The sequence below is a fragment of the Streptomyces bambusae genome (assembly GCF_020532645.1).
In the GTDB taxonomy this organism is placed as follows: Bacteria; Actinomycetota; Actinomycetes; order Streptomycetales; family Streptomycetaceae; genus Streptomyces; species Streptomyces bambusae.
Genome location: NZ_JAJAUZ010000044.1, coordinates 1 through 23184, shown reverse-complemented (window position 1 = coordinate 23184; position 23184 = coordinate 1). Strand labels below are relative to the sequence as shown.

Genomic DNA, 23184 nt, shown 5'->3' with positions numbered 1-23184 from the left:
CCTCCCACCTCGACGAGGACGATGCCGTGGATGCCCAGCGCGCCCCCACCGACACCGCCTGGCGGGCCCTCCTCGCCCACCTGCGGCCCTGCCGGCACCGGCTGCTGCTCGGCGGCCTGCTCGGCCTGATCACGGGCGCCGCCGGGCTCGTACTCCCGCTTGCCGCCGCCCGCCTGCTGGACGACCTCGCCGCCGGCCGGCCGCTGACGACCGCGCTGCTGTGGACCGGTCTCATGGTCGGCGTCACCGCCGTGACCGGCCCGTTCGGCCAGTACGTCCTGCGCAGCGCCGCCGAGTCGGTGGTGTTCACCGCCCGCAAACGCCTGATCGGCCGGCTGCTGCGGCTGCGCATGAGCACCTTCGACCGGCTGGAACCGGGCGACCTGCTCGCCCGGGTCACCGCCGACACCACCCTGCTCCGCCAGGTCGCGGCCGACTCCCTGGTCGGCTCGGTCACCGGCGCGCTGATCGCGCTGGCGACCGTGGCGATGATGGCCGTACTCGACCCGGTGCTGCTGGCCGTCACCCTCGCCGTGCTCTCCGCCGCGGCCCTGGTGGTCCGCCTCGCCATGGGCCGCGTCAACCAGGCCAGCGAGGCGGTGCAGGAATCCGTCGGCCGCCTCGGCGCCCGGCTGGAACGCTCCCTCGGCGCCCTGCGCACCGTCAAGGCCGCCGCGGCCGAAGACCGCGAGGAGGCCGCCGCCCTGGCCGCGGCCGAAGACTCCCTTCAGGCCGGCGTGCGCGCCGCGAAGTGGCTCGGCCTGGTCGGCACCACCGGCGAACTCGCCCTCCAGCTCGCCTTCTTCACCGTCCTGGGCGTCGGCGGCGCGCGCGTGGCCGCCGGCGCCATCGGCGTCGGCACACTGATCGCCTTCCTGATGTACGTGTTCTCCCTCGTCGCACCCGTACAGCAACTCGTCGCCGCGGTCAGCCAGTACCACGTGGGCGCGGCGGCCATCCTGCGCATCGAGGAGGCGACCCAACTGCCGTCCGAACCTCGGCAGGGCGGGCGGGAGTCGGGGCGGTCGGGGCGCTTGGGCCGGGCCGGTGACGAGCCCCGGGCGGGTGGCCTGGTCCGGGCTGGTGACCCGGGCGGGTCTGGTGAGGAGGCCTGGTCCGGTGACATGGGGTGGCTGGGCGACGGTGGGGGCCGGTCCGGTGACCTGGCGGGGTCTGGTGACCTGGACCCGTCTGGTGTCGGGGGCCGGTCCGGTGACCTGGTGGGGTCTGGTGATAAGGCCTGGTCTGGTGACCGGGGCCGGTCAGACGACCTGGTCCGGTCGGGTGGCATGGTCTGGTCCGGTGACGCGGTCCGTGCGGGCGACCCGGTTCGGCCGGCAGGTACGCCCGTCTCCGGCCCGTCCGCCGGCCGGCCCGCCCGGCCCGCCTCGGTCGTCTTCGAGGACGTGCGCTTCCGCTACGCGCCCGACCTGCCGCCCGTCCACCACGGCATCGGATTCCGGGTCCCGCCGCGCGGCATGACCGCCTTCGTCGGCCCCTCCGGCGCCGGCAAGACGACCGTCTTCGCCCTGCTGGAACGGTTCTACGAACCCACCTCCGGCCGCATCCTCCTCGACGGCACCGACCTCTCCGACTGGCACCTCCCCGACCTGCGCACCGCAATCGGCTACGTAGAGCAGGACGCCCCCGTCCTGGCCGGCACCCTGCACGAGAACCTGCTCCTCGGCGCACCCGCCACCGCCACCGCCGACCTGCCGGGAGTCCTGCACACCACCCGGCTGGAAACCCTGCTCGGCCGACTCCCGCAAGGCCTCGACACCCAGGTCGGCCACCGCGGCACCCGGCTCTCTGGCGGCGAGCGCCAGCGCGTGGCCATCGCACGCGCCCTGCTGCGCCGCCCCCGCCTGCTGCTCCTCGACGAGGCGACCTCACAACTCGACGCCGTCAACGAGGCGGCCCTGCGCGACACCCTCACCGCCGTGGCCCGCACCACCACCGTGCTGGTCGTGGCCCACCGGCTGTCGACCGTCACCGCCGCGGACCGGATCGTCGTCATGGACGCAGGCACCGTACGGGCCATAGGCACGCACTCCGAACTCCTCGGCGACGACGCCCTCTACCGCGAACTGGCCACCACGCAGTTCCTCGACGAAACCCGGAAGGACACCGAAGATGCCCACCCCGACCGCCGATGACCGGCACGACACCACCGCGCACGCCCCCGGCACACTCGACTCAGCCCCGCCTGCCTGCGGTGCGCACGACCCTGGCGCGGATGCCCCTGCCACGTACGACCCCGCCGTGCACGGCGGTGGCGCGGATGACTCCGGCGCGCACGGCGGTGGCGCGGACGGCCTTGCCACGCACGTCCCCGGCGCCCATGACTGCGGCGCGGTCGACCTGGCCACGTACGATCCGGTCGCGGACGGCGGTGGCGCGTACATCCCCACGTCGCAGGGCCCCGCGGAGCGCGATGGCGACCGCGACCGCGACCGCTCCGAGCGTGCCGGCTCCCGCTGTCCCGTCGCCCACCTACCGCTCGTCGACGGTGCCGCGTTGCGCGACCTGACCGTGCTCAGGGCGCTCCAGGAGGACGGCGGCATGCACCATGTCGCGCTCGGCGGCGAGGAGACCGGCTGGCTGGTGACCGGCTACGACGCCGCCGCCAAGGCCATGGTCGACCCCAGGCTGCGCGGCGAGCACCCGAACACGCCCGCCCTGCGCACCGCCTCCCTCGGCGAGCTGACCGACGACGAACTCATGGACGAGGAGCAGCTGTTCTTCCTCCCGGCCGACGAACACGCCCGCCTGCGCCGCACCATCGCCCGCCCCCTCACCCACCGCCGGGTCGCGGCTCTGACCGACAGCATCCAGGACGTGGCCGACGCCCTGCTGGACCCCCTTCCCACCGGCACCCCCGTGGACCTGGAGGCGGCGTTCACCCGGCCCTACCCGGTGGCCGCCCTGTGCGAACTGCTGGGCGTCCCGGCCGACGGCCGGCGCCGCATCCACGACTACGCCTTCCACTGGGCGTCCGGCGGGACGGCGGGGCAGTCCACAGCCGACGACCCCGGCACCTCACTGGCCCGCTACCTCGCCGACCTGATCGAGCAGCGCCGCACCCACCCCGGCGACGACCTCATCAGCGCCATGATCGGCACCGAGGACCCCGACGCCCGCGAATCCTCCGTCCTGTCGGCAATCCGCCTGCTTCTCGTCGCGGGCTACCGGCCGGTGACCGGGCTGCTGACCGACGGACTCGCCCTGCTGCTGAGCGAACGCGCCCACTGGGAGGCGCTGCGGACCCGACCGGATCTGCTCGACCCGACCGTGGAGGAACTACTCCGCCACATCACCCCGGCCTCCCTCGCCTCCCGGTACGCGGGCGAGCCGACCGAGACCGACGGCGCGCCGCTGCCCGTCGGCAGCGGCGTCTACAGCGCCCTGCTGGCCGTGAACCACGACCCTGCCCGCTTCCCCGACCCCGACCGCTTCGACCCGGACCGGCCCGCCAACCAGCACTTCGCCTTCGGTGCCGGACACCGCCACTGCCTGGGCGCCGCCCTCGCCAAGGCCGAGGTCCGCATAGCCCTGACCACCCTGCTACGCCGCTTCCCCCGCATCAGGCTCGCCCACCCCGACGAGACGCGCCCCGACGCACGACGCCCCGACCTGACACACGCTGAGGCCACGCCCCTTGGCGCGGTGCGCCCCGCCGGTTCCGCGCCGGCCGACCCTGCGGGCCTGCTCGTCGTCCTCGACGCCCCGGAGGCCGAGCCGCCGGCTCAGTGACCGATGTCGTACGCGCCCGCCTCGACGAGACCGCTTTCGTACGCGAAGATCACGATCTGAATGCGGTCGCGCAGGCCGAGTTTGGCGAGAATGCTCGACACGTGAGATTTGACGGTGGCGGGCCCGATGAACAGCCGCGCAGCCAGCTCCGTGTTGCTCTCACCACGCGCGACGGCGGACACGATCTCGCGTTCGCGGTCCGTCAGCCGCGCCACACGGCTCACCACAGCGGGATTGACGACCCGCTGGTGCGCGAACCGGTCGATGACACGCCGCGTGACCGACGGCGCCAGCAGCGCCCCACCCTCGGCGACCGTCCGCACGGCGGTCGCGAGCTGCTCGGGCGGAATGTCCTTCAACACGAACCCGCTGGCCCCGGCACTCAGCGCCTCGTACACGTACTCGTCCGGATCGAACGTGGTCAGAATCAGCACCCGTATCTCCCAGTCCGCCTCTTGAAGGATCTGGGAGGTGGCCTCGATGCCGTCCATGCCGGGCATGCGGATGTCCATGAGGATCACATCCGGCCGATGCACGCGCGCCGCTTCCACCGCCTCGGCGCCGGTCCCGGCCTCGGCCACGACCTCGATGTCGTCACTGACCCGCAGGATCATCACGAAGCCCCTGCGGACCAGTGCCTGGTCGTCCACGACGACCACACGGATGCTCACGAATCCCCTCCCGTCGGCAGATGGGCGGCCAGTCTGAACCCGCCACCGGGACGCCGGCCCGCATCGAGGCTGCCGCCGAGCAGCAGCGCCCGCTCCCGCATCCCGACGATCCCATGGCCGGGTACACCTGCGGGGGAGCCGAAGGACTCGGACGGCACCGGGGCCCCCTGGCCGTCGTCCAGCACCTCGATGCGCAGTCCGCCGCCCGCACGGCTCAGTCGCACCTCGGTGCGGGTCCGTGGCCCGCTGTGCTTGAGCACGTTGGTCAGCGCCTCCTGGACGATGCGGTACGCGGACAGCTCGACACGAGCCGGGAGAGCGGCCTGGACACCGCCGGTCACCGACACGTCCAGCCCCGCCTCCCGCACCTGAGCCACGAGCCGGTCCAGGTCGGCCAGCCCCGGCTGAGGCCCCAGCCCCTCGCGGTCCGCCTCCGGCCGCAGCACGCCCAGCAGGTGGCGCAGTTCGTCCAGGGCCTGACGCCCGGCCTCCTCCACCGCCGTCATCGCCGCGAGCGCCTCCTGCGGATCGTGCGCGGCCACCATCCGGGCGGCACCCGCCTGCACCGTCATCATGCTCACCCGGTGCGCGACCACATCGTGCAGCTCCCTGGCTATGTGGGTGCGCTCCTCCGCGACGATGCGCCGCGTCTCGGCGGCCTGCTCCCGGCGGAGCCGCTCGGCGCGCTCCGCCCGCAGTGTCACCCGGCGGCCGACGTACCAGGCGGTGAACATGACCAGTGCGCAGAAGGAGGTCTCGCCCCAGGTGACGGAGAGCAGCCGGCTGTCGACCATCGCCGCGGCGATCGCCGCGCCCACGGCCGCGAGAGTGCCGAGGCGGTTCTCCCGGGTGTCCCTGACGTACCGGCCGATGCTGTAGAGCGCGATGAGCACGATCCCGCCGGTGCTGGACCAGCGGGTCCCCAGTAGCGGGCTCCAAGCGGCGATCGCCAGGGCGAGGGCCGCGATGGGTCTGGTGCGCCGCCAGTAGAGCGACCCGCCCGCCCCTGCGTAAAGCAGCAGGGCCGCGACGGGCACGTCGGTGGCCGCGCGCAGGCGGAGCGTGTCACCGGGGGCTTCTTCCACGAACACCGTGGCGAGGAATATGAGCGTGGCGAGTACGGCGTCCGCGCTCCGCGGCCAGCGGGCAAACGGGCCGCGGAACTTTTTCGGCACTCCGGGCGCCGGCGCCGGGCCGTTCGCCGGCCCGTGTGAGGGCTGTGCCGTGAGGTTCATGATCGCTCCGCCCAGGGGTTGTCAACGCCGTCGGGTTGGTTGGGGGTTGGTGGCCGGAGTGCACCGGGGTGGCCATCGTAGGACTGCCGCGCAGATGCAGTCACCCGCCTGTGGACGGATTACCGACTCCGCCGTCGGGCGGAGGCGCCGCCGCGTCCGACCCGCCCCGCGCGGGACTCCCGAACCCGTCCGACGGCCGGAGACGGCACCGGGGGCCGGAATCCACGATGGAAGCACGTACAACTCCCGCTCCCGGCACGTCGGCCGGCGGCGGACAGCAGCCATCTCAGGGGAGCGCATGGCCATGAACCGATTCACCCGTAGTCTGGGCAGCGTGAGCGCCCGCCGGCCATGGGCCGTCATCGCCGCCTGGGCGTTCGCCCTCCTGCTGGTGCTGCCCCTGGCCGGCCTGGCAGGCGGCGCGTACGCAGACGACCTGGTCGCTCCCGGCAGTGAGAGCGAGCAGGCGATGGAACTCCTCGAAGAGCGCTTCCCGGAAGCGTCCGCGGGCACGGCCATGGCGGTCTTCGCCGCACCGGAAGGGCAGCGGCTCGAGCGCCACCGGGCCGCCGTGGAGGCCGCGGTGGCCCGGATCGCCGATGTGGAGCACGTCGCCATGGCGTCCGGCCCCTTCACGGCGGGCACCCTCTCGCCCGACGGACGCATTGGGTTCGCGCGGATAGCGTTCGACGTGCCCGCCATGACCCTGGGACACGAGACGAACGTGGCCCTGGAGGAGGCGATCGAGCCCGCGCGCGGGGGCGGCGTGGCGGCCGAGCTGGGTGGTGACGTCGTCTTCGTCAACGCCGAGACGGAGACCTCCGGTGCGGAGGTGGCGGGACTGCTGACCGCGCTCGTCATCCTGGTGGTGGCATTCGGCACGATCGTGGCCGCGCTCGTGCCCATCTCGCTCGCCCTGGTGGCTGTCGCCGCCGGACTGGGCAGCGTCACCCTGCTGGCCAATGCGATGGACATTTCCACCGCCGCCCCGACGATCGCCGCGATGGTCGGTCTGGGGGTCGGCATCGACTATGCGCTGTTCATCGTGGCCCGCCATCGAGAAAACCGGTCCGCAGGCCAGGACAACGCCAGCGCACTGTCGAATGCCATGGGATCCGCAGGCGCGGCCGTCCTGTTCGCCGGTGGCGCCGTCATCCTGGCGATGGCCGCCCTGGCGCTGACCGGCCTGGGCTTCCTCACCTCGATCGGCCTCAGCACCGCACTGGTCGCGTTCTTCGCAGTAGCGGCCGCCCTGACCCTGCTGCCCGCCCTGCTGTCGCTCCTGGGCGAGCGCGTCCACCGTCAGTGGCGCCGGGGGAGTGCCCGCCCGGCGAAGAAGGCCGAGCACACGGCATGGTGGCGCTTCGCGCACCGGGTGTCCGGCCGGCCACGGCGCCACCTGATCGCCGCGTCCCTGATCCTGCTCACGCTGGCTGCCCCAGCACTGCGCATGGAAACCGGCTTCCCCGACGCGGGCAACGATTCCACGGGCACCACCCACCGCCGTGCGTACGACCTGCTCTCCGAGGGCTTCGGGCCGGGGTTCAACGGTCCCCTGCTGGTCGTCGCCGACCTGACCCGCCCCGGCGTCGACGCCGACGGCGTACCCGCACTCTCCCGGCGCCTCGCCGCCGATCCCGGCATCGCTGAGGTCGGCGCACCGCAGACCTCGGCGGCGGGGGACACCGTCGTACTGCCCGTGATCCCCGCCACCGCCCCCGCCGACGCCGAGACATCCCGCACGCTGGAGCGTCTGCGTGACGTCGTACCCGACAACGTCGCCGTGTCCGGGCTGACCGCCATGACCGACGACCTCACCGCCCAACTCGACGACACCTTGCCGGTGTTCGTCATCGCGATTCTGGTGGCATCGGTTCTGCTGCTGTTCGTCGTGTTCCGCTCGGTCGTCCTTCCGCTGAAGGCCGCTGCGGTCAACCTGCTGTCCATCGGAGGGGCATACGGTGTGGTGGTCGCCGTCTTCCAGTGGGGCTGGTGCGCCTCGCTGTTCAACCTGGACGGTACGTTCCCGATCGCCTCGCCCCTGCCGACGATCTTCTTCGCGGTCCTGTTCGCGCTCTCCATGGACTACGAGGTGTTCCTGCTCTCCCGTGTCCGTGAGGAGTACCGGGTCACGGGCGACAACGCCGAGTCGGTGGCCCGCGGCATGGCGGCCACGGGCCGGGTGATCACCTCCGCCGCGCTGATCATGACGGTGGTGTTCCTCAGCTTCGTCGCCAACCCGTCGCCGCTCGCCAAGATGATGGGTCTGGGCCTGGCCACGGCGATCGTGCTGGACGCGACGGTCGTTCGGATGGTGCTCGTGCCCGCTGCCATGGCGCTGATGGGCCGCGCGAACTGGTGGCTGCCCTGGTGGCTCGACCGCCTACTGCCCCGCACAGCCGGCGCGGATCTCACCCCGTCGCGGCAGCACGGGGCGATACCCGAGCCGGGCCGCGGCTGACGCCGAGCCCGCCGGGTAACGGTCCGGCCCCGGCCCCGGCCCCGGCCCTGAGCCCAGCCAGGTCCCGGCCCCGCACCGGACCCGCTTCGGCCCCGACCCCGCTCCGGTCCCAGCCTTGGACCCGGCCCCAGGCCCTCGCCCCGGCTCTGCGCACGACGGTACCGCGCCCCTGTACGGCACGGCTGCCGGTCCGGGGTCCGCCGGGCGGGGACCGCCGCCGGGCGGTGGTTACGGGCCACCGCCCAGGCCCGACTGCCGGGCCCGCACGATGGCCTCAGCCCGGGTTGCGGTCCGAAGTTTCGTGAGGATGTTGGACAGGTGGTTGCGGACCGTCTTCGGGCTCAGCGCCAGCCGTCTTGAGACCGCGAGGTTGTCCAGGCCCCGCGCCACCAGGTCCAGGACCTCCCGCTCCCGCGAGGTCAGTTCCGGCAGCGGCACCGGGCCACCGGCCGTCGCGTGGCCCATCAGATAGTGCATCGCCCGGCTCGCCACCGCAGGACCCAGGATCACCTCACCGTTGGCGACCGCACGTACCGCCCGCTCGATTTCCGCCGGCGCAGCGCCCTTCAGGAGGTACCCCCGTGCACCCGCCCGCATCGACGCGAACAGCGAATCGTCGTCGTCCAGCATCGTCACCACCAGAACCGCCACCCCAGGGTGCAGCCGCAGGATCTCCCGCGTGGCGTCCACCCCCGACAGGGCACCTTCGCCCAGGTGCAGATCCATCACCACCACGTCCGGGGCGAGCTCGGCGGCGGCCGTCACCGCCGCCTCTCCCGACGGCGCCTCGGCCACGACGTCCACGCCGGCCAGCGACCCCAGCAGCGCCGACATCCCCATGCGGAAGACGGGATGGTCGTCCACCACCAGCACGCTCAGCACGGGAGCCTCAGCTCCAGGCGGGTGCCCCGGCCCGCCTCGCCCGGCGACCAGGTGGCGGTGCCGCCGACGCCCTCGGCCCGCTCGCGGATCGAGACCGTGCCCACCCCGCGGCGCGCATCGGCCGCCATGCCCAGGCCGTCGTCCTGCACCGACACGGTCAACAGCCTTTCGAAGGTGTGGAGTTCCACCGTGCACGCACGAGCCTTTGCGTGCCGGGACACGTTCCGGATGGCCTCTGCGACGATCGCGTACACCGCCCCGCAGACCTCCGGCGGCGTGCCGTCGACACCGGAGCCTTCCGTTCGTACGGCCACCGTCAGGCCGTCGGCCTCGTACCGCATCACCAGTTCCCGCAGCGCCGGGACGAGGCCCAGCTCGGCCAGCACCGGCGGGACAAGCCCGCGGGCGAGGACCCGTACCTCCTCCACCCGGGCGTCGACCTCGACCCGCAGCCGGCCCAGCAGGCCATCGGCCGCCACCGCCCCCTCCGGCAGCAGGTTGCGGGCAGCGGCCAGCCCGAGGCCTATCCCGGCCAGGGACGGGCCGATCTCGTCGTGCAACTCGCGCCGCAAAGCCCGGCGTTCGTCGTCTCGGACCGCTGCCAGCCGCCCGCGCGACTCGCGCAGCGCCCGCGTGGTGGCGGCCAGTTGCACGGTGGTGGCCACCAGCGGTGCCACTTCCGCCAGGGCCGAGCGGGTCCGACGGTCCAGGCGCTCGCCGGGCCGCGGAGCCGCCAGCAGTACGCCGACCGGCTCACCCCGTACGATCAGCGGCACCGCCACGGCGTCCGGCACCGTCTCCGTCGCCGCGCCGCCCGCACTCTCGGGACCGGAGGCTTCCAGAATCCGTACGGACCGCAGGTTGAAGGAGACGGCTATGGAGTCCGCCATCCCGGCCAGGGACTCCTCGGGTGTGCCCGCACTGCCAAGGTGCCGCCCGACCCGGCTGAGTGCGGGCACGGACGCCTCCCCGTACACGAGCCGGTCCACACGCCGTTGCAGCCAGCCGCGGGCGGGCTGGATCCCGGCGGCGGTGGCCGCGGTCGCCAGCACCCGCGCCAGCGCCCCGTCACCGGGCAGGACGAGGCCGAGGAGCGCGACCGTGCCGAAGTAGCCTGCCACCAGCATCCCCGTGAGCAGGCCCCACACGAGGGTCCGGCTGACGGCCAGGTCGATGCCGAACATCCGCCGGCGCAGCACCGTCGCCAGGATCGCGGCCGGGAAGAACGCCTGCGACGCCAGGTGCAGGAACGGCACGAACAGGGCGGTGACGTGGTTGGGTCCGTCCTCGGCCCAGAACAGCAGCGGCACGAACGTCGAGGAGATCAGCGCCACGCCGATGGCCAGCCAGCCGAGTCCGCGGGCGGCCGGATCGCGGTGGCGCCGCCAGGCCGCCCGCCCCGCCGCGGTGAAACCCAATACCACGACCACCAGTTGGATCCACCGGGCGACCGGTTCGGCAAGGCGCGCCCAGGTTTCGTCGCGGACCGCGAGCGGGGAGGAGGACCCGTCCGAGGCCGGCCACGGCCAGGGGTCGGCGAGCCGGACGGCGAGTGTTGCGGCGATGGCGGTCACACCGGCGCCGATGGCGACGCGGGCGGACCGCGGCGGGCTCTCGTCGGTCAGCAGGTACGGCACGACGAGCATCAGCGCGAGAGTGCCGGGCACCCAGGCCGTGCCGTGCAGGATCGCCCACGCGGGTGCCGGGCCGTCCGGCGACGGTGCCACCAGGACGTTCAACTGCGCGACGACGGCGGCGATCCCGGTGCCCACCGCGGTCAGTGCGACGAGCCAGCCCACCGGGTGCAGGCGCCGGCTCAGGACGACGGCCGCGACGAGTCCGTACACGAGTGCGTTGGCGGTGTCGACGAGGAAGAACCCCTGGTCGCTGTTCCAGGGCCCACCCGCCACGACGGCGAGGGCGACCCCGGCGACCGCCGGCCCCCAGGCCGCCACGAGAACGGCTGCGGCCACCCCCCGGTGACCGCCACCCCCGCGCTGCCGACTTCTTCCGGCCACCCCACGATCCCCCGAATCCCCCATCCTGCAAGGATCGCAACGCACCACGCCGTTTGTCACAGGTCCGGGCAGGGACGCGCCGCCCGGAGATGCCTTAGCCTCCGGAGATGGAACGAGCTGAGATCCTCAAGCGCGTCATCGGCATCCTCACCGAGGCGCAGGAGATCCGCCGGGCGGCAGAAGCCGGGGAGGACGAGGACCTGCCCGGCACCGGACCGGACGTGGTCACCCAACTGCTCAACGAGATGCTGCCGTCGATCAGGGTGCCCGCCGACGCCGCCCCCGAAGAAGTGGCGCGGACGATCGCGCTCGCCCTCGGACCGGCCCTGCAGTCCATGGTCGCCGGCTTCACCCTGGCCTTCACGAGCCTGGCCCTCGCCATGGAGAGCGGCCGGCCGGACGCGTCGGCGACCGAAGTGCTGCGCACCCTCGCCCTTCAGATCGAGGCGGGTCTGTTCGACGAGGGCGCCTGACCGCCCGCGTGCGCCCGACCCTCCACATGCACCTGACCGTCCGCGTGCGCCTCCGACGGCCGGGCCCGAGGGCCTGCCCGTAGCCTCGCATGGAGATCGTCAGCGGCGGGAGTGGGCGTGCATGGGCAGGCGGGAGACGCGCCGGAAGGTGGTCGAGCCGCTGCGGCGGGCGGGTCTGGAGGTGCTGGAGGGCGGGGTGCCTGAGGGTGTGCTGCCGGTGTTCGCCGTGGGCGTGGCCACCAGCTGCGGCAGGGACACCGGCCGGCGGGACACCTACATCGACCTCGACGACGCCGACGGTCCGGAGCTCGTGGCGCGCGAACCTCGACTGGCACGAACTGGTCACCTCCAGCGGCCTGTTCGGCACCGACCGGGAGTTCCTGCTCGGCATGCCCGCCCGTGCCCGCCCCTGCCCGGCTCGCGCGCCGGCCGGCCGGAGTTCGCCATGCTCGCGCTGGACAGCAGCGTCTCCCTGGTCGGGACGACCTGGCAGCACGGCATCGGCTGCCTCGCCGTGCCCGAGCCCAGCAGCACGGCGCCCGTACGCCGCATCCTGGACTGGGCGGTCAACGGCGCCGATGCGCCGCCTCACGAGCGGGCCTAGGCTGGCACGGCGGCCCGCCGGCGGAAGGTGGTCGGGGCCGGCCGGAGTTGAACCGGCGTCCTCGCGATTTTGGAGACCGCGCGCGTCGACCTCTGCGCTACGGCCCCGAACCACCGCCCACCCTACGCCGGGCGGGTCACGACGGTGTGCACGGGGTAGATCCTGGGTTCCGCCTCCGCCTCCGGAGCCCCGAGCTCGCGCAGGACCGGGATGATGAACTCGCCGAACTGCCGGAAGGCCTCCTCCGATTCCCAGAGGTCCACGACGAACGAGCCAGCCGTCCGGCGTGGGCGCGGAGGTGTGGGAGATCGGGCCGGGGACGGGCCGGTCGGCGGAGCTGGGGACGACATCGCGCCCGCCGGGGCCGTCCGGGTCACGGGCTTCCGTGCGGCTCGGCATCGTCGTGGCAGTCGAGGTCGTCCAGCGCGTAGGGGGCATGGCGGGGGAGTCCCTCGGTTGCGTGCCGGTTCCGGCGCGCCGCCGCGACGAGTTCACGCTCGCGGGCCGCGTCGAGGCCCGCGCGGCGGGGCCGGAACAGGCCCTCGGCGCGCTCCCACGCGAGGGTGTCCGCCACCAGTTCCGCGCGCGGCCGGTGCCGGAGCCCTGCCGCCCTGGCCGCCCCTCCGCTCCGGGCGGCCCAGTCCGGCTGGGCCACCCACAGGGGTAGCGACGCGGCCCCCGACCAGTCGGCGACGCCCTGCAGCAGCAGCCAGGCGGGATCCACGGTGACCACGGGCCCGGTGTGCCCGCCGGCGTTCCGGGACAGCTCGATCCACTCGGCGAACGGCAGCACCGGCCCGACCGCGTCGTACGTACCGGTGGTGCTGTGCTCCGCCGCGTCGAGCAGCCAGCGCGCCAGGTCCCGGACATCGACCACCTGCGTCGGCAGCGCAGGCGTGCCGGGGACCAGCATCGGAGACTCGGGGTCGCGGGCGGCCCGCGCCACCCAGTAGCCCGACCGGCCGCTCGCGTCGCCCGGACCGCCGATCAGCCCGGCCCGCGCGATCAGCAGGCGGTCGCCGGCCGAGGCCGCCGATGCCCGTTCGCACGCGACTTTCGCCCCGCCGTATCCGGCGCGCTCGGCCGTGTCCCCGTCCGCCGGGGGCAGCAGCGGGGCGGACTCGTCGGCGTCCGCCGCGAGGGGTGGTGCGTAGGCGCTGATCGAAGAGACGTACGTCCAGTGCCGAGCCCTCCCGGCGAGCGCGGCGAGGGCCCCGCGGACGAAGCCGGGCTGCCAGGACACCTCCACCACCGCGTCCCAGTCGCGGTCCGGCAGGGCCGCGTACGCATCGGCGTCCCGCCGGTCTGCGGCCACCAGCCGCGCTCCGTCCGCGACCGTGCCGCTCTCACCCCGTGCCAGACAGGTCACGCGGTGACCCCGCCCGACCGCCTGGCGCGCCAGCTCCCGTCCCACCCAGGCCGTCCCGCCCAGCACCAAGATGTCCATCGCGCTACCGAAGCACGGAGCGGCCCCGGGTTCCACCCCGGTTCGCCGACGGCGCAGCCGGGCTCGGGCGGAGGGGCGGGCGGTTTCGGGGGCTTCGCCCCGGGCCTCCGCGCGACCCGAAACGGCAAATTGATAATGGGTCCCATTTTCATATACGGTCGCTGACGCAACCGCATCCGACTCCAGGAGGTCCTCATGGCCGTTCCCAAGCGGAAGATGTCCCGCAGCAACACCCGGCACCGCCGCGCCCAGTGGAAGGCGACCACTCCGCAGCTGGTGCCCGTCACCATCGACGGGACCGTGTACCAGGTCCCCCAGCGCCTCGTGAAGGCCTACGAACGCGGCCTGCTCCGCCCCGAGGGCTGAGCCCCCGTGCCCACCCTCGCGCGCTGGCCCGTATCGGTCCTGTCCGGCTTCCTCGGCGCGGGTAAGACCGCCCTGCCGCGCACCGAGGAACGCCTCGTCGAGATGACCAACGGGTGCATCTGCTGCACCCTGCGCGACGACCTGCTCGAAGAGCGGCCTCGTCCCGCCGTGCCGTAGCCGGGGTCGCGGCCGGGTGGGACCCGGCCTCAGCGCTGCGTCGGTGAGGCGGCGCCTTCGTCCTCGTCTTCGTCCTCGTCTTCGTCCTCGTCCTTGTCCTCGTCCGTGAGGAAGTAGACGTCGTGGAGTTCGGCGGGTGCCACGGGACCGAGGGCAAGGGCGTCCGGGTCCTCGTGGACCTCGTCCCAGAAGGCCGCTTCGGTGGGAGCCGTGCCGAGGACCATCCACGGTGCGCCGTACCTCGTCTTCGCCGCCCACACGGGGAGCCGGCGGCGGCCCGGGCCGAAGAGGTCCTCGCCGACCGGCGGCTCCTGCATTTCGGCGACCAGGACCGCGGTGTGCCGGGCCGGGCAGGCGGGTCGCAGGTGTTCCTGCTCCCACCCGGTGCGGAGCCGCTCCGCGGCCAGATCGGCTGCGGTGTCGGCGGCGTCCAGCGCCCCCTGAAAGGCGTTCGGGGCCGCGGGACGGGTGACGCGTACCAGCAGCTCGTGACCGCACGGCTGGTAGGCGAAGAGTCTGAGGATACTGATCGGGGCTCCCACCCGGCCATTGTGCGGCCCGTCCGGTCCCCGGGAGCACCCGTCCGGTCCCCGGGAGCACCCGTCCGGTCCCCGGGAGCACCCGTCCGGTCTCCGGAGGCACCCGCCCGGTCCCCGGGAGCAGGCGCATCCGGGGTCCGGTCCGCGCCGCCGGGATCACCGGCGTGCCGTCGCGCGTTGAACCGGGCGGGGGTGGTGAGGTACACCGGCCTACGGGAGCGACGGCGAAGAGGGAGCAAGGTGGGTACGGCCGACGAGGGCCGGCAGTGGCCGGACGAGGTCAGCGTCGACAGCACGAGGACGACGCTGCTGCAACTGCTCGCGCGTGCGGGGGTCACGACCGACGACGCGCGGGAGCTGATCGGGCTGGTGGAGGCGGGCGCACTGGCGCTCGCACACGGGGAGCTGACCGGCGAGGGCCGCAGCGTGCCCGGGGACAAGGGCGAGGTGTACGAATCGGGCTGGCTGGACGGCGCCGGACACCTCCTGGAGGGGCTGGGCGCCCTCGCCGAGCGGACCCTGGTCCGGGCCGTCGGAGCCGGCGGCCGGCAGCAGGACGGGGCCGACGGGCGGCCGCGGGCCGGGCGGATGGAGGTCGAGCGGGCCCGGGTGGCCGTCATGCCGCTGTACCTGTCGTTCACCGAGGCCTCCGACCTGGACCCGGAAGTGACCGAGGAGGTGCTCCGCGCCGTCCTCGCCACCATGACGCTCCGCGGGCGGGCCGGGTACGCCGGGCAGTTGACCCGCTTCACCGAGACCCACCGGCCCCGGTTGGAGCGGCTGTTCCAGGCGTACGGCCCGGGCAGCGCCGCCAGGGTGCACGGCCGCTACTCGCTCCTGCACTCCGCCACCAGCATCGCCGTCCTCGAACGCCTCGCCACCGTGCCGCAGGAACTGCGCGGAGAGTGGGACGCGGCCGAGCTGCCGCCGGCCTGGCTGGACGGGCTGGCGGCCACCTGGGACGCCGCCGCCCAACCGCCCACCGGTGTGTCGCGCCGCTGACATCGGGACCCGACGCACGGGGACGGCCCCGACTGGCTAGGCTCTCGTCCGTACCAGGCGAGGCGGGCGGGGGCGGGGCAGATGGCGGCGGAGCCGGAGCAGCGGTGGGGATCGGCACTCGACGGGGTCGTGGTGTACGCGGAAGGCGCGCTCTGCCGGCGCCTGGCCCGGGGCGCCGTGCCGTCGGACGGCCGGGTACGCGTGACGGGCCTGCCGCGCTCGATGGACCCGGACTCGCTGCGCGCGGGCGTCCTCGGCACGCCCGGGATCCGCATCACCGAGGCCCGCGTGGAGGTCGAGGCCGAGCCCGCCGGCACCGGGGCCGGCGCACCGGACGCGTTGCGGCGCGAGACCGAGCGGCTGCGCGACGAGTGCGCCGCCGCCCGGGGCCGCCGGGACCGGCAGCTCGGCCTGATCGAAGAGGTTGGCGGGCTGCGCCCGGTGCCGCCGGAGCCCGCCCCCGAGGACCCGCACCGCCGCACTCCGGTCGACGCGTGGCTGAAGCTGGCCGACTTCGTCGACGACCGGCTGACGGGGCTGCACGCCCGCCTCGTCGAGCTGGAGGAGGACCTGCAGCGCGTCGAGCACGAACTCGCCGTCGCCGTCGACCGGTTCGCCCGCGCCTCCACCGACACCCCGCCGGCGCACGTGGACACCACGTACTCCGTCGTCCTCGTCTTCGCCGGGCCCGGTGGCCGGGAGCCGGACGGCGAGGTGGCGGTCGAGCTGGAGTACGGCGTGCCGGGCGTCGTGTGGGTGCCCTCCTACCGCCTCGCCCACCGCCGGGGCGACACCGACGGCCGGCTGACCCTCCGGGCCTCGGTCGCCCAGCGCACCGGCGAGGACTGGACCGGCGTACGCATCGCCCTGGCCACGGCCGACCTGCGGCGCCGTACCGACCTGCCGCGGCTCCGCTCGCTCCGCATCGGCCGCCGGCAGGCCGCCCCCGCACCGTCCGGGTGGCGCGAGCCGCCGGCGGGGCTCGCCGACCTGTTCACCGCGTACGACGCGGCAGGTCCGGGGCCGGGCGCCACCCCGGCGCCCGTACCCACCCCGGCGCCAGTACCCGCCCCGGTCGCACCCGCGCCCGCGGTTCCCCCGCCCGTCGTGTCCGTCCACGACACGCTCGTCGGAGGTGTACCACTTCCGGTGGCGGCACCGGCCCCCGCACCCGGTCGCGCACCCCGCGCCCGGGCATCGGCCCCCGCCCCCGCACCGCAGGCCTTCAGCCCGCGGCCGGCAGCCCCCCAGCCGCCCGGCGGCGCGTACCACCACACCCCCGAGGGCTTCGGCGCCGGGCCCGTCCCACCGCCCGCCGGCGCCGCCGCACCTCCGCCGCCGCCCCCGCTCACCGGCCCGCCGCAGCCCAGCGGAGCCGAACTCGACTACGCCGCCCTCGTCCTGTCCGGCCCCGGCGACCACGGGGGCCGCCGGGGCCGGCTGTTCCCCGGCGCCCCCCTCGACGCGGCCGCGGCCGAGCACCGGCGGCGCGCCCAGGCAGTCGCGGCCCTGCCGCTGCCCGGACACGCCGTACGGCCCCGCCGGTCGGCCGGATCCTTCGACCACCGCTTCGACGCCGCGGCCCGCGCGGACGTCCCGTCCGACGGCACCTGGCACACCGTCACCGTCGGCGAGATCCCCGTCGGCCTGCACACCGAGTACCTCTGCGTGCCGTCCGTGGAGCAGACCGTCTACACCACGCTGGTGCTCTCCAACGCCACCGACCGGCCGCTGCTGGCCGGCCCGGTGGAGGTCACCGTCGACGACGACTTCCTGCTGACCGCCGCCCTGCCCACGCTCGCCCCCGGCGCCGTCCGCCGGGTGGGCCTCGGGCCGGCCGAAGGCATCCGCGTCACCCGCCGCACGCACCTGCGGGAATCCACCGCCGGGCTGCGCAACAACACCACCGTGCTCGACCACCGCGTCCACGTGGAACTCGCCAACCGGCTGGCGGGGCCCGTCACCGTCGAGGTCCGCGAGCGGGTGCCCGTCAGCTCCGAACCGGACGTCCGCATCGAGGAGCGGGCCGACTGGACGGCCCCCGACCGGGACACGGCACCGGCCACGGACGCCGGACCCGAAGAGCACGCCCCCGGCACCCGCCTCTGGCGGGTCGACCTGCCCGCCGGCGGCACCGCCACCCTCGACGGCGGCTACGAGATCCGCATCCCGGCCGGCAAGTCCCTCGCCGGCGGCAACCGCAGGAGCTGACCGCAACCGTGACCCCCACCCCGAACCCGATCGCCCTCCCCGTCACCGCCGTCACCTGCCTGGAGGACCGCGCCCAGATCGAGCGCACCGCCGTACTCGACCTGACGGCCGGCGTCCAGCGGCTGCGCCTGGGGCCGGTCAGCGCCCTGGCCGTCGACCGCACCTTGCATGCCGAGCTGACCGACGGCCACCCGGCCACCGTCCTCGACGTGCGGATCGTCCGCAGCTGGACGCCCCGCGGGCCGAAGCCCGCCGCCGACGACTCTGCCCTGCGCCACCGCGTCCACACCCTCGAAACGGAACGGGACGCCCTCGGACGGCAGCGCGACCGGCTGACCGCGCGCCTCGACCTCCTCCGCCGCCTCGCCGCCGACCTGCTCCGCGAGATCGGCGAGGGCACCGGCCGCGGCGAGAGCGAAGCACCGCGGTGGACGGCCGAACTGGACCGCGTGGACGCCGAACGCGAGACGTGCGCCGGCCACCTCCACACCACCGGCACCGCCCTCGCCGCCCTCGACGCCGAACTCGCCGCGACCCGGCGGGCGATGGACCTCTCCGAGGAGCGGCCCGCCGAGCTGGTCGCCCACGTCGAGCTGACCGTCGACAGTCCGGCGGCCGGACCGGCCGGGCTGCGGCTGAGCCACCTCACCCCGTGCGCGCTGTGGCGGCCCGCCTACCGGGCCGTGCTCGACGGGGACGCCCTCACGCTGGAGACCGACGCCATGGTCTGGCAGCGCACCGGCGAGGACTGGACCGACGTACGCCTGACCCTCTCGACGGCCCGGTCCGCCCTGGCCACCGAACCGCCGCGGCTGGCCGAAGACCGGCTGACGCTGACGGACCGCTCCGCCGCGGAGCGCCGGACGATCGACGTCGAGCTGCGCGAGGAGGACACCGCGAGCCTCGGCCCCGCTGCCGTCGTGGGCCTGCCGGGCGTCGACGACGGCGGTGAGGCGCGGGTCCTGAACACCCCGGTACCGGTCTCCGTGCCCGGCGACGGCCGTGCCCACCGGGTGCCCGTCTCCGCCTTCACCACGGCCGCGAGCAGCGAATACGCCTGCGCTCCCGAGCTGTCGCCGCTGGTCACCCAGGTGGTGCGGTTCGACAACCGGTCCGGCCACGCCCTGCTGGCCGGGCCCGTGGACCTGATCCGCGGCAGCGGCTTCACCGGCCGCGGCACCCTGGACTTCACGGCCCCCGGGGCCGGCGCCGAACTGGCCTTCGGCAGCAGCGACGACTGCCGGGTGGTCCGCCGCACCGAGGAGACCCGCGACACGGCCGGCCTCACCCAGCGGACCGTGATCACCCGTACGGTCAGGCTGCACGTCTCCCGGTTCGCCGCCCCCGCCGAACTCGGTGAACGACGGATCGTCCTGCGCGAGCGGATCCCGGTCGCCGAGGTCTCGGCCGTCGAGGTGCGCCTGCACGCGGACGCCTGCTCGCCGGCCCCCCGGTCGGTCGACGCCGACGGCATCGCCTGCTGGGACGTCCCCCTCCCGCCCGGCGGCCGCCGCACGGTCACCCTGGTGTACGAACTCTCGGCCAAGGCCAAGGTCGCAGGCCTCTGACCGGACAGTCCCGTGGGTACGCTCCTCCGTCGTCCTGCCTACTCGATCCCGCACGCGCCGCGGCGTACCGTTTCCCCGGCGGGTCGCGGCGGGCGGGGAGCCCTGCCGTCGGGCCCGGGCGGTGACCGTCCGGGCCTTCGGGAGACCGGGAAGGCGGAGGCGGCATGACGGGCAAGAAGACGGTGAAACTGCCGCGCGCGGTGTACGAGAAGGAACTGCTCCGCCTGCAGACCGAGCTGGTCAAGCTCCAGGAATGGGTGCGTGCCGAGGGCGCCCGGCTGGTCGTGGTCTTCGAGGGCCGGGACGCGGCGGGCAAGGGCAGCACCATCAAGCGGGTCACCGAGCACCTCAACCCGCGGGCGGCGCGCGTGGCGGCGCTGCCCAAGCCGACCGAGCGCGAACGCACCCAGTGGTACTTCCAGCGGTACGTGGAGCACCTGCCGGCCGCCGGGGAGATCGTGCTGTTCGACCGGTCCTGGTACAACCGGGCCGGTGTCGAGCACGTGATGGGCTTCTGCACGAAGGAGGAGCACCAGCTCTTCCTGCGGCAGTGTCCGGTCTTCGAGCGGATGCTCGTGGAGGACGGGATCCTGCTGCACAAGTACTGGTTCTCGGTGAGCGGCAGCGAGCAGCAGGCCCGGTTCCGGCGCCGCCTGGACGATCCGCTGCGCTGCTGGAAGCTCTCGCCCATGGACCTGGAGTCGATCACCCGGTGGGAGGCGTACTCGCGGGCGAAGGACGAGATGCTGGTCCACACCGACATCGTCGAGGCCCCCTGGTTTGTCGTGGAGAGCAACGACAAGCGGCGGGCCCGGCTGAACATGATCGCCCACCTGCTCGACTCGGTCCCGTACCACGAGGTGCCCCCACCGGTACTCGAACTGCCGGAGCGCCCGCCCTCCACCGGCTACGTCCGCCCACCCCGCGGCCTCCAGACCCACGTCCCCGACCACGCAGCCGGCCTGTGACCGCCGGGCCTTCCGGGCCCGCCGGCCGCCGCCGTCCGTGCCGGCGGCGGCCGGCGGGGGTGCCGGCGGGTCACTCCGTCGCGGTGGGTTCCGTCGGGGCGTAGGTCAGGACCACCACGCCGGTGTCCATGGCGGTGGTGCCGGTGTGCCGCAGGCGGTGGCGGAAGCCGTTGGCGGCCAGGGTGCCGCCGCCGGCGATGACCGGGTGGACCCAGAAGTGGACCTCGTCGAGCAGACCGTGCGTCAGCAGGGTCTGGGCCACGGGCCCGAAGCCGTACATGAGGACGTTGCCGCCCGGCCGCTCCTTGAGCCGGGCGATCTCCTCGGCGGCCCGGTCGCGTGCGATGACCGTGGTTTCGCCCCAGTCGCCGCTGTCCAGGGTGTCGGAGACCACGTACTTGGGGATCGCGTTCATGCGGTCCGCGAACGCGTCCGCCCCGGCGCGCTTCGACCACGCCTCGGCGAAGTTCACGTATGTCTCACGGCCCATCAGCAGCGCGTCGGCGTCGGACAGCAGTCGGTTCGCGTACTGCTCCAGGTCCTCGCTCCAGTGCTCGAACGACCACTGGTCGAGCCGTTCGGTGTCGCCGTCGAGGGAGATGTACGTGGAGTTGACGATCTTTCGCATGACGATACGGCTCCTCACCGTCGGGGGAGCCCGGACGTGGAACCCGGGCTCCGGCCCATTGCTTCGTGATGCAAGACGATACGTCTCGTCTCGTGTCGTGTCCAGTCTGTTCACCGGGATCGACGGCGCCGACGGCATCGGTGACGCGCCGGTGCCGGCGGCATGCCGGAGCCGGGGTGCCGGTGCCGTCACACTTCAACAGGCCTTCGACGAAAGGGATTCGACACTGTTACGAGCCCGGCTGTTGTCAGTGGTGCGGCATAGGCTGCACGGAAGGAAGTGGGGAAACGTTCACGCACCGATGCGTGTTCCCGGTCACACCGCACTACGTGTCCGGGCGGTTCCCCACGCCTCGATCCTCAGGGGGGATCTTGACCGCACAGCACCGCGGACGTCTGCGCGCCCTGGCCGCCGGGGGCGTGCTCGCCCTCGCCGCCGGCGCCCTCTCCGCCGCCCCGAGCACCGCCGCAACCCCGCACCGCTCGCCCGGCTCCGGCCCGGCGCGCCCCGCGACCGTCCCGGCCCCGGACTCGGCCTCCGCCACCGGAGCGCGACGCGAGGCCAAGCGCCGGACCGTCGTCCCGCCCCGCGCCGCCGAGCGCGACGTCCGGGCGGCCGTCGCGGCCAAGCCGCGGCACGACCTCGACGGCGACGGCAAGAGCGACATGATGGTCATGGAGTACGACAACCTCACGGCCGCCTACCTGTCGTCGATCGCGACCTGGACCGAGTACGAGATCTACAAGACGGACCCCGACTCCTCCTTCAAGGACCTGCTGCCGGTCGGCGACGTCGGCGGCACGACCACCCCCGAGCTGCTCTCCCTCTCCTTCGACGGGAAGCTCACCCTGTACGAGGCCGGAGTGAAGAGCACCTCGGCCCCGAAGTGGTCGGGCAGCGGCTGGCAGATCTACAACCGCGTGGTGGCCACCGGCGACGTGTCCGGTGACCGCCGCATGGACCTGCTGGCCCGCGACCACGACGGCGGCCTGTGGCTGTACACGGGCACCGGAAGCGTCAGCAAGCCCTTCAACTCCCGGGTCAAGGTCGGCTCCGGCTGGGGGATCTACGACCAGCTGGTCGGCGCCAGCGACGTCGACGGCGACGGCCTCGGCGACGTCTACGGCCGCACCCTGAGCGGCGACCTGTACTTCTACAAGGGGGCCGGCAGCGCCACCGCCCCGCTCAAGCCCCGCGTCAAGGTCGCGTCCGGCTGGAACATCTACAACGTCATCACCGGCCCGGACGACCTCGACGGCGACGGCAAGAGCGACCTGCTCGCCCGCAACCGCGACGGACTGCAGTACTTCTACAAGTCGATCGGCGGCGGCAAGTTCGCCGCACGTTCGTACTACAGCGACGGCTGGGAGGACAACAAGTTCATCGTCGGCGCCGGCACCACGTCGCTCTACGGCAAGTCCCAGACCCTCGGCACCGAGTCCAACAACAACCTCGCCAAGTACAACGTGCTGGCCAACGGCTACTACCGGACGCCACCGATCTACGCAGGCAAGGAGGCGACCGGCTCGCGCAACGCCTACGCCACCGGTCTCAACAGCCACAACCACGCCGCCTGGGTGCAGAACATCGGCAGCGACCTGTGGATACGCGGGCAGAAGGTCAGCACCACCTGGAACTACCCCCTCACGGTGGGTCCCGGCGACCTCAGCGGCGACGGCAAGGGCGACCTGATCACCCGTGACTCCGGCGGCACCCTGTGGCTGCACCCCGGCGACGGGCAGCTGTTCACGCGGTTCGGCACGCGCGTCAAGATCGGCACCGGCTGGAACATCTACGACGTTCTCGTCGGCGCCGGCGACTACTCCGGCGACAAGCGCCCCGACCTGATCGCCCGCGACACCGACGGCCGGCTGTTCCTCTACAAGGGCACGGGGACGGCCGCCACGCCGTTCGCCGCCCGGGAGCAGATCGGCTCCGGCTGGAACACGTACGACAAGCTGTTCGCGCCGGGCGACATGGACGGCGACAGCAAGGCCGACCTGGTCGGCCGCGACCGGAACGGCTACGTCTACCGCTACGCCTCGACGGGCAACCCGGGCACCGGCACCTTCGCCGCCCGGGTGAAGTTCGGGGACGGCTGGAACCTGTACAAGAGCCTCTACTGAGTCGGGCGGGGTGCCCCCCCGCCCGGCGTGCCGGCCGGGGGCACCCCCCCCCCGC

The 23184-nt window shown here is 73.8% G+C and carries 19 protein-coding genes, 1 tRNA gene and 1 pseudogene; 12 read left to right on the top strand and 9 right to left on the bottom strand.

Going from position 1 to position 23184, the window contains the following annotated elements:
• The first annotated feature begins 26 nt into the window (after positions 1-26).
• Together LG634_RS26275 and LG634_RS26270 are read left to right on the top strand one after the other, a co-directional pair.
• Positions 27-2156 (top strand): ABC transporter ATP-binding protein, encoded by a 2130-nt coding sequence (locus LG634_RS26275; RefSeq protein WP_226736981.1) that lies wholly within the window; start codon positions 27-29, stop codon positions 2154-2156.
• Positions 2134-3753 carry a cytochrome P450 gene (locus LG634_RS26270; RefSeq protein ID WP_226736980.1) on the top strand — a complete coding sequence of 540 codons (1620 nt, stop codon included), beginning with the start codon at positions 2134-2136 and terminating at the stop codon, positions 3751-3753. The genes LG634_RS26275 and LG634_RS26270 overlap by 23 nt, the downstream gene beginning before the upstream one ends.
• On the opposite strand, the gene LG634_RS26265 is transcribed toward LG634_RS26270, so the two are convergent.
• The gene (locus LG634_RS26265; protein WP_226736978.1) at positions 3747-4424 is read right to left on the bottom strand and encodes a response regulator transcription factor; all 678 of its coding nucleotides are present in this window, start codon (positions 4422-4424) and stop codon (positions 3747-3749) included. The two genes, LG634_RS26270 and LG634_RS26265, sit on opposite strands and share 7 nt — an antisense overlap.
• On the bottom strand, positions 4421-5659 hold the full coding sequence (locus LG634_RS26260) for a sensor histidine kinase (RefSeq protein WP_226736976.1): 1239 nt from the start codon (positions 5657-5659) through the stop codon (positions 4421-4423). The genes LG634_RS26265 and LG634_RS26260 overlap by 4 nt, the downstream gene beginning before the upstream one ends.
• A gap of 298 nt (positions 5660-5957) precedes the next feature.
• Between LG634_RS26260 and LG634_RS26255 the strand changes: the two genes are divergently transcribed.
• On the top strand, positions 5958-8120 hold the full coding sequence (locus tag LG634_RS26255) for an MMPL family transporter (RefSeq protein WP_226736974.1): 2163 nt from the start codon (positions 5958-5960) through the stop codon (positions 8118-8120).
• Between the two features lie 228 nt (positions 8121-8348).
• On the opposite strand, the gene LG634_RS26250 is transcribed toward LG634_RS26255, so the two are convergent.
• A complete protein-coding gene (locus LG634_RS26250) occupies positions 8349-9002 on the bottom strand; it encodes a response regulator transcription factor (protein ID WP_308072670.1) in 654 nt (217 codons plus the stop codon).
• Entirely contained in the window at positions 8996-10975 is a 1980-nt protein-coding gene (locus LG634_RS38315; protein WP_226736972.1) for a histidine kinase, read from the bottom strand. The genes LG634_RS26250 and LG634_RS38315 overlap by 7 nt, the downstream gene beginning before the upstream one ends.
• Positions 10976-11127: 152 nt before the next feature.
• Here LG634_RS38315 and LG634_RS26240 point away from each other — a divergent pair, with 152 nt between their 5' ends.
• Positions 11128-11493: a hypothetical protein gene (locus tag LG634_RS26240; protein WP_226736970.1), complete on the top strand. Its 366-nt coding sequence runs from the start codon at positions 11128-11130 to the stop codon at positions 11491-11493.
• Between the two features lie 121 nt (positions 11494-11614).
• Entirely contained in the window at positions 11615-12097 is a 483-nt protein-coding gene (locus LG634_RS26235) for a hypothetical protein (RefSeq protein WP_226736968.1), read from the top strand.
• Between the two features lie 32 nt (positions 12098-12129).
• Here LG634_RS26235 and LG634_RS26230 read toward each other — a convergent pair.
• From LG634_RS26230 to LG634_RS26220, 3 genes are all read right to left on the bottom strand, one after another.
• Positions 12130-12204: transfer RNA gene (locus LG634_RS26230), tRNA-Trp, on the bottom strand.
• A 15-nt stretch (positions 12205-12219) separates the two neighbouring features.
• Entirely contained in the window at positions 12220-12360 is a 141-nt protein-coding gene (locus tag LG634_RS26225; protein ID WP_226736967.1) for a hypothetical protein, read from the bottom strand.
• 110 nt (positions 12361-12470) lie between these two features.
• The gene (locus LG634_RS26220; RefSeq protein ID WP_226736965.1) at positions 12471-13544 is read right to left on the bottom strand and encodes an NAD-dependent epimerase/dehydratase family protein; all 1074 of its coding nucleotides are present in this window, start codon (positions 13542-13544) and stop codon (positions 12471-12473) included.
• 195 nt (positions 13545-13739) lie between these two features.
• Between LG634_RS26220 and rpmF the strand changes: the two genes are divergently transcribed.
• The gene (gene rpmF, locus LG634_RS26215; protein WP_226736963.1) at positions 13740-13910 is read left to right on the top strand and encodes a 50S ribosomal protein L32; all 171 of its coding nucleotides are present in this window, start codon (positions 13740-13742) and stop codon (positions 13908-13910) included.
• A gap of 6 nt (positions 13911-13916) precedes the next feature.
• Positions 13917-14078, top strand: a pseudogene (locus LG634_RS26210) (GTP-binding protein); the annotation flags it as partial.
• A gap of 38 nt (positions 14079-14116) precedes the next feature.
• On the opposite strand, the gene LG634_RS26205 reads toward LG634_RS26210, so the two are convergent.
• Positions 14117-14629: a hypothetical protein gene (locus tag LG634_RS26205; RefSeq protein ID WP_226736961.1), complete on the bottom strand. Its 513-nt coding sequence runs from the start codon at positions 14627-14629 to the stop codon at positions 14117-14119.
• 237 nt (positions 14630-14866) lie between these two features.
• On the opposite strand from LG634_RS26205, the gene LG634_RS26200 reads away from it, so the two are divergent.
• The 4 genes from LG634_RS26200 (at position 14867) to ppk2 (ending at position 20375) form a co-directional block, all read left to right on the top strand.
• The gene (locus LG634_RS26200; RefSeq protein ID WP_226736959.1) at positions 14867-15628 is read left to right on the top strand and encodes a hypothetical protein; all 762 of its coding nucleotides are present in this window, start codon (positions 14867-14869) and stop codon (positions 15626-15628) included.
• A gap of 81 nt (positions 15629-15709) precedes the next feature.
• Positions 15710-17839 carry a DUF4139 domain-containing protein gene (locus tag LG634_RS26195; RefSeq protein ID WP_226736957.1) on the top strand — a complete coding sequence of 710 codons (2130 nt, stop codon included), beginning with the start codon at positions 15710-15712 and terminating at the stop codon, positions 17837-17839.
• A gap of 8 nt (positions 17840-17847) precedes the next feature.
• Complete coding sequence (locus tag LG634_RS26190) at positions 17848-19407, top strand: DUF4139 domain-containing protein (protein WP_226736956.1); 1560 nt, start codon at positions 17848-17850, stop codon at positions 19405-19407.
• A gap of 164 nt (positions 19408-19571) precedes the next feature.
• Complete coding sequence (ppk2, locus tag LG634_RS26185) at positions 19572-20375, top strand: polyphosphate kinase 2 (protein WP_226736954.1); 804 nt, start codon at positions 19572-19574, stop codon at positions 20373-20375.
• A gap of 70 nt (positions 20376-20445) precedes the next feature.
• Here ppk2 and LG634_RS26180 read toward each other — a convergent pair whose 3' ends face one another.
• On the bottom strand, positions 20446-21003 hold the full coding sequence (locus tag LG634_RS26180) for a dihydrofolate reductase family protein (protein ID WP_226736952.1): 558 nt from the start codon (positions 21001-21003) through the stop codon (positions 20446-20448).
• Positions 21004-21374: 371 nt separating this feature from the next.
• On the opposite strand from LG634_RS26180, the gene LG634_RS26175 reads away from it, so the two are divergent.
• Positions 21375-23129 carry an FG-GAP repeat domain-containing protein gene (locus LG634_RS26175; RefSeq protein ID WP_226736950.1) on the top strand — a complete coding sequence of 585 codons (1755 nt, stop codon included), beginning with the start codon at positions 21375-21377 and terminating at the stop codon, positions 23127-23129.
• The last annotated feature ends 55 nt before the right edge of the window (positions 23130-23184 follow it).